The sequence below is a fragment of the Saccharothrix sp. AJ9571 genome (assembly GCF_021725495.1).
GTDB lineage: Bacteria > Actinomycetota > Actinomycetes > Mycobacteriales > Pseudonocardiaceae > Amycolatopsis > Amycolatopsis magusensis.
In genome coordinates this window covers 5,471,534-5,484,922 of the sequence record NZ_CP091382.1, presented here as the reverse complement: position 1 = coordinate 5,484,922, position 13,389 = coordinate 5,471,534, and the positions used below count along the sequence as shown (strand labels likewise).

Here is a 13,389-nt window from a genome sequence, read left to right as displayed (position 1 = left end):
CAAGCACGCCGCCCGCGCTGCCGGGGGTGCGCGGCCCGGCTTACGTTGACCGGCATGACCTTCCAGCGAATCCTCACCCTGGCCGCCGGTTCGGTGCTGCTGGCGGGTTGCGCGGCGCACCAGCCGGAACCGGTGGCAGGCACCCCGGCACCGGCGCCCCCGGCCCAGGCCCTCGCGGCGCAGGCGCCGAGCCCGGCGGACGTGCGCGCCAACGAACTCGGCCGCGTGCCGGTGCTGATGTACCACCGGATCGTGGCATCGCCGTCGTCGGTCTTCGACCGCACGCCGCAGGACTTCCGTGCCGAACTCGAACGGCTGGCGAAGGAGGACTACGTCCCGGTCACCACCGCGGCCTTCGCCGAAGGCCGGATCGACCTCCCCGCCGGCAAGCACCCCGTGGTGCTGACCTTCGACGACGGCGACCCCACCGTGCTGACGCTGGGACAGGACGGCGAACCGGCGCCGGACACCGCCGTGCGCATCCTGCGGGACGTCGCTGCCGCCCACCCCGGGTTCACTCCGACGGGGAGCGTGTACGTCAACGCGGAACCGTTCGGCGGCGGCGAAGCGGGCACCCGCGCACTGCGCTGGCTGCACGAAAACGGCTTCGAGATCGGCAACCACACCCTGGGCCACACCAACCTGCGCACCGCGTCGGAAGGCACCGCCCGCGAGGACATCGCCGCGGGCGACGAAGCGATCCGCACGGCCGTGCCCGGCTATCGCCCGGCGACGCTCGCCCTGCCGTTCGGCGCCCGGCCCCGCTCGGCCGACATCGCACGATCGGGTGAAGGGTACGAGTACGCCGGCGTGCTGCTCGTCGGCGCGCACCCGGCACCTTCCCCGTTCGCCACCGACTTCGACGCGAGCGCGATCCCCCGGATCCGGTCGCAGGGCGCGGACGGCGAGGAAGCCGATCACGGCTCGGCGAAGTGGCTCGACGAACTGGCCGCCGACCCGGACACCCGCTTCACCTCGGACGGTGACCCGGCGAAGATCTCCTACCCGTACGGCACGGGGTCCCCGGCGGACCGGTTCGCCGTCACAGCCGAGGCCTACTGAGTCCCCGAACGTGTGACGACCCGGTTTTCGGGAAACCCCGCCGCATGAACACACCGGAGATCGACCCCGTCACCGCCGAGAGCATGGAACAGGACCAGGATTTCGGCGAGGAGCACACCCGGCCGACCGTGGCCGACGAGCAGCACGGCCGCCCCGAGACCGGGCCGGAGGAGAACCAGCCCACCGGCCGCGGCGGCGCGGGCGGCATGGACCCCGGCGCCTGACGGCCACGGGCGGTCGAACCGGGTTCCGTCCGGCAAGATCACCCCATGGACGACTACCCGAGCTACGACGCGGTCGGCTTGGCCGCCCTGGTCCGCGACGGCCAGGCCACCCCGGCGGAACTGCTCGAAGCGGCCCGTGCCCGCCTCGAACAGGTGAATCCCCGGCTCAACGCCGTGGTGCGCGCGGTCGATCCGCCCGCCGCCGCCTCGGACGGGCCCCTCGCCGGGGTGCCGTTCCTGCTCAAGGACCTGCACCAGGACCTGGCCGGGCTGCCGACGAGCGGCGGGTCGCGGTCGATGGCGTCGGTGCCCGCCGAGCAGACCGCCACCGTGGTCCGGCGCTGGCTCGACGCCGGGCTGGTCGTCTTCGGCAAGACCAACACCCCGGAGTTCGGCGCCAAGGGCATCACCGAACCGGAACTGTTCGGGCCGGCGCGCAACCCGTGGAACACCGAGCACACGCCGGGTGGTTCCTCCGGTGGCGCGGCCGCGGCCGTCGCGGCGGGGGTGGTGCCGTGCGCGGGCGCGAGCGACGGGGGCGGCTCGATCCGGATCCCGGCGTCGGCCTGCGGGCTGTTCGGGCTGAAGCCGTCGCGGGGGCTCATCCCCGCCGGTCCGGCCCGCGCCGAGGGACTCGGCGGCACCGCCACGGACGGGGTGATCTCCCGTTCGGTCCGGGACACCGCGGCCATGCTCGACGTGCTGGCCGGTCCCACGACGATGTCGCCCTACCTCGCCGCGGGGCCCGCGACGCCGTTCGCGGACGAGGTCGGGCTCGAACCCGGCCGGTTGCGCATCGGGATGTGCACCGCGAGCGCCATCAACCCCAACCCGCACCCGGAGGCCGTCGCCGCCGCCCGCGCCGCCGGTGACCTGCTCGACGAACTCGGGCACGACGTGGTCGAACTGCCGTCGCAGCCCTTCGACGACGCCACGCTGGCCAAGGACTTCCTGACCAGCTGGTTCGTCAGCTGCGCGCATTCGATGGCCGACTGCAAGGCCGCGAGCGGGGCGAGCGACTCGGCTTTCGAACTGGACACCCGCACGATGGCCGCGCTGGGCCGGGCCACCGACCCGGTCGAGCTGCTGCGCGCCATCGAGCGGCGCCACGAGCACACCCGGCGGCTCGCCGAGTTCCACGAGTCGTACGACTTCCTGCTCACCCCGGCCACGGCCACCCCGCCGCCGAAGATCGGGGCGTTCGACACCCCGGCGCCGGTGCGCGTGGCACAGCGCGCGCTGCTCACCGTGAAGGCCGCCGGATTGCTGCGGCACACCCCGCTGGTCGACCAGTTGATCCACGAGAACCTGAGCTGGGTGCCGTACACGCAACTGGCCAACCTGACCGGCCGCCCGGCGATGAGCGTGCCGCTGCACTGGACCGCCGGTGGCCTGCCGATCGGCGCCCAGTTCGTCGGGCGGCTCGGGGCCGACGGCGCGCTGCTGCGCCTGGCCGCCCAACTCGAACAGGCCCGGCCGTGGGCGGATCGGCGGCCTCGGCTGGCCAGGTGAATCGGCTCCGTGCCGGGTTCGTGACCGCTCAGGGACGCCAGATGTCGACCGCGAGGTTCGCTGCCCGTTCGCTGAACAGCCCACTGGAGGTGGTGCGCCACAACAACTCCCGGAGGTCCACTTCGAACTCCGGCTGGCGTTCCCCGAAGAGGTAAGGGGTCGAACTCGACAGCGAGTACACCGAGGCGACGACGTCGTCGATGTCCCGCGTGACCACCCTTCCCGCCATTTCGATGCGCCGGACCAGGGTGAACCCGGCGGCCCGGTAGATCTCCGACTCCCCTCCCGGCGTGCCGTGCGGGAGCCGGCTCCGCCCGGCCCGCCGGACCGGTCCGAGGTACTCCCGCACCAGCTCGGTGATCTCCGCGTGGGGCGGGGCCGGGTGCTCCAGCGGGATGACGGTCGCCACGCCCTTGTGCGTGGTGGCGTGCAGGTGGGCGCAGGCCCCGTCGGCGGTCAGCATCCCGCGCACGATGGCGGCCACCCGGGCCCGATCGGTCCAGTGGAACGACTGCGCGAAGGTCACCAGCCGGAACTCCCCCAGCCCCGCGGGCAGTTCCTCGGCGCGCAGGCACACCCAGCGCGTGTTGCGCAGCCCGGCCGCCCGGCGCTCGGCTTCCGCGATCATGTCCGGATCGGCGTCGATCCCGACCGCTTCCTCGACCGCACCCGCCAGCAACAGGGTCAGCGAACCCGGCCCGCAGCCGACGTCCAGCAGGCGCTCGGAGCCGTCCAGGTCGAATTCGGCGGCCAGCGCCGCCGGGTAGTCGATGCGGCCCCGTGCGTAGTACTCGGCGCTCCCGGCGTACAGCGTCGGATCCCATTCCCAGCTCATCGCCCCCCGAGGCTACGTCAGAGTGCCCGGTTTGTTCCGGCTACACCGCTTCCGATGTTCCCGGAGGCCGGATGACCTCGACCAGGCTGGCGAAGCTGTGCTGCCCGTGGCCCGCGTCGATCGCCCGGCGGGTCAGGGACCGCACGGTGGTGACGAGGGTGTCGTCGAGGCCCAGTTCGCGGGTCGTGTCACGGAGGTGGTCCATCAGCGGGGCGTCGAGTTCCAGCCATTCGCCGTCGCCGGGGTAGCGGCCTTCGTCGATCTGCCCGGCGTATCCGGTGATCACCTGGTTCACCGTGCCGGTCAGCCAGCCCGTGATCAGCGGCGACACCTCGGCCGCCCGCACACCCGCGCTGCCGAGCAGTGCGGCGGTCTGGACGAAGCCGGTGAGCGTGGCCCACGCGAGGTTGAGCAGCGCGAGGTCGTAGAGCGCGGCGGTCCCGGGATCCGGCCCGAGGTAGACGGCCTGGCCGAAGGCGGCGAGCCGCTCGCGGTGCCGGTCGAAGACCTCGGCGGATCCACTGTAGACGGTCACGGTGGCCGGATCGCCCACGTGCTCGGGGTGCGCCATCAACGCGCCGTCGAGGTAGCGGCCCCGCGTGGCGAGGCGGGCCGCCTGCTCCCGGGTGCCCGACGTCAGGTTGACCACGTCCCGCCCGGCGGGTTGCCCGGCGAGCGCCGCCTCCGCGGCGGCGTAGTCGTCGGCGCACACCAGCACGAGGTCGTGCTCCCCGTGGGTGTTCGCCAGTGCCGCCCGCAGCGCGTCCGCGCGGCTGCTGGTCCCGATCACGATGTCCATGCCACTGAACCTACATGATGTAAGTTACAAAGTGTAGGTTCAGCGTCCGAGCACGCCCACGATCACCGCGATCGCGGCGGAAACGGCCTGTGCGCGGGAAATCCGCCCGGCCAGTGCCGCCGTGGCGAGTCCGTCGACGGCGCTGTGGACGGCGATGAGCGTGGCGCGGCCCGGTTTCGCGTACGGCCGGAACGCCGCCTCGAACTCCTTGAGGTACACCGCCTGTGAGTCGTCGCGGAAGGCCCTCGTCTCCTCGGTGGCGGCCAGCGCCGCGCTCACTTCGGCACAGCCGGCGCCCTCCGCGACCACGGTCTCGATGTAGGTGGTGCTCAGCACGCGCGCGATGTCGGCCAGCGAGCCACCCGCCGCGGCCAGCGCGGCGCGCATCCGCTCGGCGAGCCGCTGGTCGAAGTCCGCGTACATCGCCATCAGCAGGCCTTCGCGGGTGCCGAAGTGCTCGTAGACCACCGGCCGGGACACGCCGGCCCGCTCGGCGAGGCTGACCAGGGTCAGCGCGGCGGTGCCCTGCTCCCCGCTGAGTTCGAAGGCGCGCTCCAGCAGGAACCGCCGCCGGTCGGCCTTGGCCATCCGGGTCGCTGTCATGGGCGCAGGGTAGCGCCGGCGCGGGAGCGGTGGAGCAGCCAGACGAAGTACGGCACGCCGATGAGCGCGGTCATCAGCCCGGCCGGGAGCTGGGAAGGCGCGATCATCGTGCGGCCGATCGTGTCCGCCGCGCACACGAGGATCGCGCCGAGCAGGGCGGCGACCGGCAGCACCCGCGCGTGGCGGCGTCCCACGATGGCGCGGGCGGCGTGCGGCGCGACCAGGCCCACGAACGCGATCACCCCGATGCCCGCCACCGCGCTCCCGGTCAGCAGGACCGCGCCGACGAGCAGGACCAGCCGGGACCGCGGCACCGCGACGCCCAGTACGCGCGGGGTTTCGTCGTCCAGCGACAACAGGTCCAGTTCCCCGCGTGCGCGGATGAGCAGCGGCACGACCAGCAGGATCGCCAGCGCCATCGGCAGCAGGTGCGCGAACGACCGGCCGTAGGTCGACCCGCCGAGCCAGGTCAGCGCCTTCGCCTCGTTCCACGGGTCCGAGATGGTGATCAGCAGGGTCACCAGCGCCTGGGTGCCCACCTGCATCCCGTAGCCGATCAGCACCAGCCGTTCGCTGGCGAGCCCGCCCTTGGCCGCCATCGCGAACACCACGACCGTGGCCAGCGCCGCGCCGAGGCCCGCGAACCCGGCCTGGGTCCAGAACCCGACCCCGGGCACCAGCGTGATCACCGCGACCGCGCCGAGCCCGGCGCCACCGGAGACCCCGATGATCCCCGGCTCCGCCAGCGGGTTCCTGGCCACCGCCTGGATCACCGAACCCGCCAGCGCCAGTGCGGCACCCGCGAGGAACGCCGCGGCCACCCGGGGCGCGCGGTTCTCCATCACCCCGCTGACCAGCGGTCCCGCCTGCCCGGCCAGCCAGTTGACCAGGTCACCGAGCAGCAGTTTGGTGTCGCCCAGCAGGACCGCGCCGGCCAGCGCGCCGATCGCCACCACGACCAGCACCCCGACGATCACGCGGTAGCGCGAGCCGCTCACCCCGGCCCTGGCGTGGGCGGACGGTGGTTCGGCCGCCGTCGGCGCGACGCGGATGTTGCGGGCCAGCACCATCAGGACGAGCGCGCCGAGCACCGTGGTCACCACGCCCGTCGGCACTTCGAGCGCGCCCTGCGAGCCGATCACCGCCCGCAGCAGCACATCCGCGCCGAGCAGCAGGGCCACGCCCATGGCCGCGGACACCGGCAGCAGTGCCGCGTGCCGGTGCAGTCCGGGCACCACGTTGGCCAGCAGGCGAACCAGCGCGGGTGCGGCGAGGCCGACGAAACCGATCGGGCCCGCGAGGGTCACCGCGGCCGCCGACAGCAACACGGCCAGTGCGACCGCGGAGAAGCGGATCCGTCCCACGTGGACACCCAGGGTGCGCGCGTGGTCGTCGCCCAGGTACAGCAGGTCCAGCCGGCGCGACAGGACGAGCAGCAGGAGCAGCGCGCCGCCGACCACCGGCCCGAGCGTCCGGACGCCGTCGAGCCCGTTCTGCCCCAGCGATCCCGCACCCCAGGCGAACAGGCCCCGGGTCTCGTGCGAGAACAACAGCAGGAGCACCCGGGTCGCCGCGATCATCGCGAGCGCGATGGCCGTCCCGGCCAGCACCAGCCGCACGATCCCCTGCCCGCCGGTCCCGGCCAGGCCGAGCACGAGCATCGCCGCGGCCAGCCCACCGGCGAAGGCGATGCCCGCCGCGCCCAGCAGCGGCAGCGAGAACCCCAGCGCGGCGACCGCGACGATGGCCAGGTGGGCACCGGAATCCACGGCGAGCGTGTCCGGTGACGCCATCACGTTGCGCGCCACCGATTGCAGCGTCGCACCGGCCACGCCGAGCGCGACGCCGACGACCAGCGCCGCGGCCAGGCGGGGTAGCCGCGATTCGAGCAGCACCGCGGTGGCGTCCCCGGTTTCGGCGCCGAAGAGGATCCGCAGCACGTCCCACGGGCCCAGGCTCGCGGTGCCCTGGGTCAGGTGCACCGCGGAGCCGAGCACGATGAGCGCGGCGAGGGAACCGGCCAGCAGGGTGAGCCGCCCGCCCCGCCGCCGCACCGGCACCGCCACCGGCCGCTCGAGTGTGTCCACTGTGCTCGCTCTGTCCACTCTGTCCACTGGGGATCGGCGCTACGGCTTGAGCGCGGCGACCGCGGCGTCGACGTACTGCTCCATGGACTTCGGCCCGCCGAACATCCACAGCGAATCCGGCAGCCGCTTCACCTTGCCACCGGCCACGAACGGCAGGTTCTTCCAGATCGAGTTGTCCGCGAGTTCCTTCGTGTACGGGTCACCGAAGGCGTCGTTCGCCATGTACCAGAACCGCACGTCCGGCAACTGGGTCAGGCCTTCGACGTCGGCCTGCGCGAGCCCGTAGACCGGGTCGCCCGCCATCGGCCACGGGTTGGTCAGGCCGATGCGCTCGAACACCGCGGGCACCAGCGCGCCCTGGGCGAAGGGCCGGATGCCGACCGTGCCGGAGCTGACGTAGGCGTCGGAGAAGGCGACCGGCTGCCCGGCCGCACCGGCCTGTTCGACGGCCTTCTTGCCCTCGTCGAGCTTGGCGTCGAACTCGGTGCGCAACCGCGCGGCCTTGGCCTCGGTCCCGGTCGCCTCGGCGATCAGGTCCACGGCGGCGAACATCGAGCCGATCGGGTCCTTGGCGTCCCCGCCGGCGAGCACCATCACCGGCACCTTGGCCTCGATCTGCTCCAGCGCGCCCTCGGCCAGGCTGTCGGTCACCACGACGAGGTCGAGGTCCAGCGAGTTGAGCGTGTCGATGCTGGGCTCACCCCGCGTGCCGATGTCCTTCGGGGTGCCGTCGAGCGGTGCCGCGCTCACCCACTGGCCGTAGCCCTGGATGTCGGACACCGCGACCGGCATGACCCCGAGGGAGACCAGGTGCTCGACCCCGTTCCACTCGGTGGCCGCGACCCGCTTGGCGGGCCCGTCGAGCCTGATTTCCTTGCCGCGGGAATCGACCACGGTGATCGGCGCGCCCGCCGCCGTGGTTCCCGGCTGGGCCTGCGGATCCTCGGTGGTGCCGCACCCGGCGGCCAGGAACACGGCGGCCGCGGCCAGCCCGATCAACTTGCGCATGTGTCTCCTACTCGATCTACCGGTTGGGGGGTACCGGTCAGGCCCGGACGGCGGGCACGCCGTTGAACCGGCCGACGGCCCGGGTGCGGATCCGCCCGTCCGGGCCGGTTTCGACCTCCACCCGGATGCCGTAGGCCCGGGTGAGGTTCGCTTCGGTGAGCACTTCGCCGGGGCTGCCCTCGGCGGTGACCCGGCCGGCTTCGATGAGCAGCAGCCGGTCGGCGATGGCGGCGGCCTGGTCGAGGTCGTGCAGCACCACCCCGACACCGACGCCGTGCTCGTCGGCGAGTTCGCGGATCATGTCCAGGATTTCCACCTGGTAGCGCAGGTCGAGGAAGGTGGTCGGCTCGTCGAGGAGCAGCAACCCGGTGTCCTGGGCGAGGCAGCTGGCCAGCCAGACGCGCTGCCCCTGCCCGCCGGAGAGCGCCTGCACCGGCCGGTCGGCGATCGCGGTGAGGCCGGTCAGGCGCATCGCGCGCGCCGCCGCCTCGGGCCCCTCGGGATCGCGGCCGCCCCAGCGGCCGCGGTGCGGGTGGCGGCCGAATTCGACCAGTTCGCGCACCGACAGCCCGCCGGGCGTGTTCCGGTGCTGGGAAAGCAGGGTGATCCGCCGCGCGAGGTCGCGGCTGGACAGGGCACGCAGGTCGGCGCCGTCGTCGAAGGTGATCCCGCCGCCTGCCGGGTCGTGCAACCGGGCCAGCGCGCGCAGCAGGGTGGACTTCCCGCTGCCGTTGGGGCCGATCAGGACCGTGACCATCCCGGCGCCGACGGTGACGGAAGCGGCGTGCACCACGACGTCACGCCCGTAGGCGACGTCGATCTCACGGGCGGACACGCCGGAAACGGCGGGCGGGGTCGGGGACACGAGCACACACTAAAGACAGCCTTACCTAAGAAGCAAGAGCCAGTGTGCTCCGGCACAGTAGCTGTCCTCTGTGGAGGATCGGCCGCCCCGGCGGGGGCGGCCGATCCCGTGGTTCACGACAGGGCAGGCGTCTGCCAGTCCCGCCACTCGCCGAGGTTCCCGGCCTTCTTGCCGGAGATCCGCATCGTTCCGCTCACGCTCCCGTTCTTGTGCAGGAACGCCTGGATGTGCTGCTGGATCGGGGTTTTCCACTCGGTCCTGGCCGCGCAGTGGTTGCCGTCCTGGACGTCGGACCAGTAGGTGATGTTCGCCCCGGCCCCGAGTGCTTTGTAGACCTCCGCGCCACCCAGCGCGCCGACGCTGCCGGATTTCGCGGCGAGCCAGTCGATGTGCGGGTTCTCCATGATCAGCAGCCCGCGCGGGGCGACCAGCCCGGCCAGCTGGTGCGTGTCCACCGGCAGCCCGGCGGGATTGCCGGTGTAGGAACCGAAGGCGTCACCCAGCCACGGCTGTTCCCCGTACGCGCTGCTCAGCGGCTGAGCCCCGCTTTCGCCGGGCAGGCCGCGGAAGATCGGCCCACCGGCGCTCCCGGACTCGACCGGCATGGTCAGCGCGATCCGCTGGTCGAAGGCTCCGGTGACGAACGCGCCCTTGCCGTAGCGCGAGCACCCGGTCACCCCGGTCGCGTCGGCCTTGAGCACGCCGCCACCGGCCTGCTCGAGCACGTCGATGATCCGGCTGACGCCCCACGCCCAGGCCAGCAGCAGGCCGGTGCTGCTCGACGAGCCGTAGACGCTGTAGAACGCGCCCTGCTTGTTGTTCCGCGGCGTGCCCTCCTTGCCCACCGCCAGCGGGTCGTAGTTGATCACCGCGGCGCCGGCGGCCTTGATGGCGGCCGTGTCCGCGCCGAACCCGCCCAGCACCACCACGGCCGGGAAGGGGCCGGTGCCGCTCGGCAGTTCGACCTTCGCCGAGAAACTCGCGCTCTTGCCGTTGTCGGAGACGTTCACCGTGATGCCGGTGTTCGTGACGCTCCCGGTGACGCTCGCGGGCTTCTTGGGTTTCTCGCCGTAGACGTACTTCTCGGCGAGCTTCTTGGTTTCCGCGCGGTGGCACCGCCAGTCGGCCTTGGTGGAAACGCGGGAACCGTTGAGACGCTTGAAGGGATCGGGGAGTTTGGCGTTGGCGGGGATGGAGCCGGGCAGGGTCACCGCGCAGTCGGCGCCCTCGTCCTCCACCGGTGGCGCGGCGCTCGCCGTGCCGGGAACCAGCAGTGCCGCCACCGCGAGCAGGACAACCATCGAACGGATCTGGAAACGGCCCGAACCGTGCTTCACCGGGCCCTCCTTTCGGATAGGTGGTGGCGGTTCGAAAGTTTCGGACATGCATCCGAAACTTAACGGTAAAGCCGTCCAAGGAGGGTGTCAACCGTGCGAGCGCCACGATTGGAACGCGGTGATGCCGACCGCCCCGCCGTCCGCGCGGACCGGGCGCACGCGGAGGGCGCTCGTGGTCACTGGTGGCTCGACCAGGATCCGGTTCAGGCGACCGCGTTCCGGCGTCGGCGGCACCCGCGTCCGGCCCGGCAGCGCCGCCCACTCCCCCGCCGCCGTCCGGTACTCCACGGCGAAGTGGTCCGGGGTGCGCACGCCACCGCCGTCGTCGTAGAAGGACAGGCGCAGGTCCGAAACCGGCTTCGCGGTGCCGAGGTCGACCGCCAGCCAGTCCTCCCGGTTCGGGCTGCCGTAGGAGGTCCAGCGCGTGGCCGGCACGTCGAGGTGGAAATCCTGGCCGTCGATGGCGTCGGCGGGCGTGTCGGCGGGCCAGGTGTACGACGCCGTGGCCGCCGGGAACCCGGTTCCCGCCACGTTCGCCAGGTCGTCGACCCCCGTGGCCAGCGGCCGGGGCGCCCCGGCCCCGACCCCGATCTCCACCGGGCGCAGGTCCGCCTGGTGGTGCACCGGCCGGCCGTCGACCCACACGGTCAAGCCCGCGCCCTGCCCGTACCGGCTCCCGTCCCGGTCCCAGGCAACCGAAAGGTTCCGCCCGTGGTACGGCACGTTTTCCACGGCGAAGTGGTCCCAGCCGTCCGGCACCAGCGGCGCCAGCCTGACCTGGTCGCCCTGCTGCGGCCGGATGCCCAGCAGCCCGGACAGCACCAGGTCGTTGAACGTCGAGTGGTTGTAGTCCTCGCTGTGCCCGGCGCTGTCGTAGAGCCAGCGGTCCTGGTCCGGGTGGTGGGCTTCGGCCACGTACGGCACGCCGTTCTTGCGCTGGGTGGCCGCGTAACCCTTCAGCAGTGCGGCGTAGTCGTTCTTGTCCACAAAGGACTGCGATGGGTAGTCGGCGAGCAGGTTGGCCAGCGCGGTGAGCGTCTGGCTGGTGGCGAACGGCCAGCTCGGCCCGGACCAACGGCAGCAGCCCGCCTCGGCTTGGTGCATGAACCACGGGCTGCGGCGTTCCACCGTGGTCGGCCCGAACGGCGCCGCGAAGCCCGCCGGATCGCGCAGCTGCGCCCACGCCGCCGAATTCGCCTCCGGCGCCATGTGGAAGTACCAGGGGATGTACCCGATCTGCTCGCGGTCGTCGAGTTGCTCCCGGCCGGGGTTGCCGTCCCGCATCACATGCTTGTAGAACTGCGCGTCCGGATCCCAGAGCCGCTGTTCCATCGCCGAGCGCAGCGCTTCGGCGTCGCTTTCGTACTGCCGCGCCCGCTGCGGATCGCCGCGCAGTTCGAGCAGGCTCGCGATGGCCTTGGCGTCGCCGTACTGGTAGGCGTTCAGCGTCGGCCGGAAACCCTCACCGCCGTGGTAGGGATCGTCGCTCTGGTACGAACTGGCGGTGTACTCCATCGCGTCCCACACCGGGACCTGCCAGTAGAGCCCGAGCTCCCGGTCGAACTGCGGTGACCACGTTCGCCACTGCTTCTCCAGTTCCGGCAGCCGGTCCACGGCGAAGTCGAACCGGCCGTCCACCGAGGCCCGCGCCAGCATCGCGTCGGCCGCCCAGAACGAGTACTGGTGCGCCCAGTCGGTGGTGTTCTCGTTGAGGTGGTCGGTGGCGGGCTTGGGACCGGCGCCGCTGCCCCGCAGCCAGTAGTCCAGGTAGTCGTCGAGGTAGCGGTGGTCGCGCAGCCAGCGGCCCTCGTACACGTGGTGCCCGGCCGCGGCGACGATCCCGCCGTGCGGCGCGGAGTAGCCGACCGGCCCGAGGAACTCCGACACGATCCAGCCGTCGCCGGCACCGGTGTACTTGAGCGCTTCCTTGTAGGTGCGCCAGCGGTAGTAGTAGGTGTCCTCGATCGTCTTGTCCGGCAGGTCGACGAACGGGATGTTCGCCTCATACCACTCCGGCTCGACGAACCCGGCCAGCTTCGCGCGCTGGTCCAGCAGGTGCGTACCGGCGCCGACCTCGGGATACACCGGCACGGCCCGCGCTGTCGCCGGTGTCGCCGGTGTCGCCGTCCCCGCGAGCAGGGACACCACGGCGAGCAGGACCAACGGGCGGCCGAGCGACATGAGGGCTCCCATCCACGCCAGAACCGCACCCGCGACCCTGCGGTATGTTGTGTGTTTTTGTTTATAGCTGTTCGATTCGTCCTTGTAAACGGGCCCCGCACCCGAGTTCCACGTTCAGGCACCCGAACCCCACGTTCAGGCGCCTGAGTTCCACGTTCAGGCAGCCCAACCCCGCGTTCGGGTAGCCGAACCCCACATTGGCGTGGGCGATTCGGCTTTCGCCCACCCGAACACACCCGCGTTGCGAACGTGGGAATCAGTCGCCGAATGTGGGACTCGCCTGCCCGAGTGTCGACTCGGGCGCCTGAACGTGGGACTCGGCTTCCTCCCCAGCGTGGAACTCGGGCGCCTGAACGTGGGTTTCGGCTGCTCGAGTGTGGAACTCAGGTTGCGCGAGCCGACGCGCGGAAGTCGGCCCTTGACCTCCAGTGCGGTCGAGTTGACAGGATCGCGTTCATGTCTCACACGATCGTCAATCCCGACGGCCTCGCCGACCCCGTTCCCTACGGCTACAGCCACCTCGCCCGCACCTCCGGCGGCCTCGTCTTCGTCGCCGGGCAATGGGCCGCCGACACCGAGGGCCACCTCATCGAGGGCGACTTCGCCGCCCAGGTGCGCCAGTCCTTCGCCAACCTGCGGATCGCCCTCGAAGCCGCCGGGCTCGACTTCGGCGCGGTCTTCCGCATCGGTACCTACATCGTCGACCACGACGAGGAGAAGCTCGGCGTGCTCGGCGCGCAGATCGCCGAAATCTGGGGCGACCGGCCGCCCACGCAGACCCTGCTGGGCGTGGCGAAACTGGCGCTGCCGGGGATGCTGTTCGAAGTGGACGCCGTCGCCGGGTGAGCCGGAGCCCGCCCGCGACCGAACGGGCAA

General features: G+C 72.1%; 12 protein-coding genes. 4 read left to right on the top strand and 8 right to left on the bottom strand.

Going from position 1 to position 13,389, the window contains the following annotated elements:
* Window positions 1-54: 54 nt before the first annotated feature.
* From L3Q67_RS25445 to L3Q67_RS25435, 3 genes are read left to right on the top strand one after another with little or no spacing between them, the layout of a single operon-like run.
* The gene (locus L3Q67_RS25445; protein WP_499183987.1) at window positions 55-1,062 is read left to right on the top strand and encodes a polysaccharide deacetylase family protein; all 1,008 of its coding nucleotides are present in this window, start codon (window positions 55-57) and stop codon (window positions 1,060-1,062) included.
* A gap of 44 nt (window positions 1,063-1,106) precedes the next feature.
* Window positions 1,107-1,286, top strand: a complete 180-nt coding sequence (locus tag L3Q67_RS25440; protein WP_499183986.1) for a hypothetical protein — start codon at window positions 1,107-1,109, stop codon at window positions 1,284-1,286.
* A gap of 45 nt (window positions 1,287-1,331) precedes the next feature.
* Window positions 1,332-2,798, top strand: a complete 1,467-nt coding sequence (locus tag L3Q67_RS25435) for an amidase (protein ID WP_499183985.1) — start codon at window positions 1,332-1,334, stop codon at window positions 2,796-2,798.
* A 28-nt stretch (window positions 2,799-2,826) separates the two neighbouring features.
* Here the strand turns inward: L3Q67_RS25435 and L3Q67_RS25430 are convergent, their stop codons facing one another.
* The 8 genes from L3Q67_RS25430 to L3Q67_RS25395 form a co-directional block, all read right to left on the bottom strand.
* Window positions 2,827-3,633, bottom strand: coding sequence for a class I SAM-dependent methyltransferase (locus tag L3Q67_RS25430; RefSeq protein WP_499183984.1), 807 nt, complete (start codon window positions 3,631-3,633; stop codon window positions 2,827-2,829).
* 40 nt (window positions 3,634-3,673) lie between these two features.
* On the bottom strand, window positions 3,674-4,432 hold the full coding sequence (locus tag L3Q67_RS25425) for an NAD(P)-binding domain-containing protein (protein WP_499183983.1): 759 nt from the start codon (window positions 4,430-4,432) through the stop codon (window positions 3,674-3,676).
* A 39-nt stretch (window positions 4,433-4,471) separates the two neighbouring features.
* Window positions 4,472-5,035: a TetR/AcrR family transcriptional regulator gene (locus L3Q67_RS25420; protein WP_499183982.1), complete on the bottom strand. Its 564-nt coding sequence runs from the start codon at window positions 5,033-5,035 to the stop codon at window positions 4,472-4,474.
* Entirely contained in the window at window positions 5,032-7,122 is a 2,091-nt protein-coding gene (locus L3Q67_RS25415) for an iron ABC transporter permease (protein WP_499183981.1), read from the bottom strand. Before L3Q67_RS25415 ends, L3Q67_RS25420 begins: the two co-directional genes overlap by 4 nt.
* A gap of 39 nt (window positions 7,123-7,161) precedes the next feature.
* A complete protein-coding gene (locus tag L3Q67_RS25410) occupies window positions 7,162-8,130 on the bottom strand; it encodes an ABC transporter substrate-binding protein (protein ID WP_499183980.1) in 969 nt (322 codons plus the stop codon).
* 37 nt (window positions 8,131-8,167) lie between these two features.
* Window positions 8,168-8,995 (bottom strand): ABC transporter ATP-binding protein, encoded by an 828-nt coding sequence (locus L3Q67_RS25405; protein WP_499183979.1) that lies wholly within the window; start codon window positions 8,993-8,995, stop codon window positions 8,168-8,170.
* Between the two features lie 113 nt (window positions 8,996-9,108).
* Window positions 9,109-10,332: a glucuronyl esterase domain-containing protein gene (locus L3Q67_RS25400; protein ID WP_499183978.1), complete on the bottom strand. Its 1,224-nt coding sequence runs from the start codon at window positions 10,330-10,332 to the stop codon at window positions 9,109-9,111.
* 87 nt (window positions 10,333-10,419) lie between these two features.
* A complete protein-coding gene (locus tag L3Q67_RS25395) occupies window positions 10,420-12,513 on the bottom strand; it encodes an MGH1-like glycoside hydrolase domain-containing protein (protein WP_499183977.1) in 2,094 nt (697 codons plus the stop codon).
* Window positions 12,514-12,969: 456 nt separating this feature from the next.
* On the opposite strand from L3Q67_RS25395, the gene L3Q67_RS25390 reads away from it, so the two are divergent.
* The gene (locus tag L3Q67_RS25390) at window positions 12,970-13,359 is read left to right on the top strand and encodes a RidA family protein (protein ID WP_499183976.1); all 390 of its coding nucleotides are present in this window, start codon (window positions 12,970-12,972) and stop codon (window positions 13,357-13,359) included.
* The last annotated feature ends 30 nt before the right edge of the window (window positions 13,360-13,389 follow it).

What these genes read in the sequence shown, in the direction of transcription:
- L3Q67_RS25440 (WP_499183986.1), top strand. Translation starts at nt 1,107, where the DNA reads ATGAACACACCGGAGATCGACCCCGTCACCGCCGAGAGCATGGAACAG.
- L3Q67_RS25420 (WP_499183982.1), bottom strand. Translation starts at nt 5,035, where the DNA reads ATGACAGCGACCCGGATGGCCAAGGCCGACCGGCGGCGGTTCCTGCTG.
- L3Q67_RS25430 (WP_499183984.1), bottom strand. Translation starts at nt 3,633, where the DNA reads ATGAGCTGGGAATGGGATCCGACGCTGTACGCCGGGAGCGCCGAGTAC.
- L3Q67_RS25395 (WP_499183977.1), bottom strand. Translation starts at nt 12,513, where the DNA reads ATGTCGCTCGGCCGCCCGTTGGTCCTGCTCGCCGTGGTGTCCCTGCTC.
- L3Q67_RS25390 (WP_499183976.1), top strand. Translation starts at nt 12,970, where the DNA reads ATGTCTCACACGATCGTCAATCCCGACGGCCTCGCCGACCCCGTTCCC.
- L3Q67_RS25435 (WP_499183985.1), top strand. Translation starts at nt 1,332, where the DNA reads ATGGACGACTACCCGAGCTACGACGCGGTCGGCTTGGCCGCCCTGGTC.
- L3Q67_RS25445 (WP_499183987.1), top strand. Translation starts at nt 55, where the DNA reads ATGACCTTCCAGCGAATCCTCACCCTGGCCGCCGGTTCGGTGCTGCTG.
- L3Q67_RS25425 (WP_499183983.1), bottom strand. Translation starts at nt 4,432, where the DNA reads ATGGACATCGTGATCGGGACCAGCAGCCGCGCGGACGCGCTGCGGGCG.
- L3Q67_RS25410 (WP_499183980.1), bottom strand. Translation starts at nt 8,130, where the DNA reads ATGCGCAAGTTGATCGGGCTGGCCGCGGCCGCCGTGTTCCTGGCCGCC.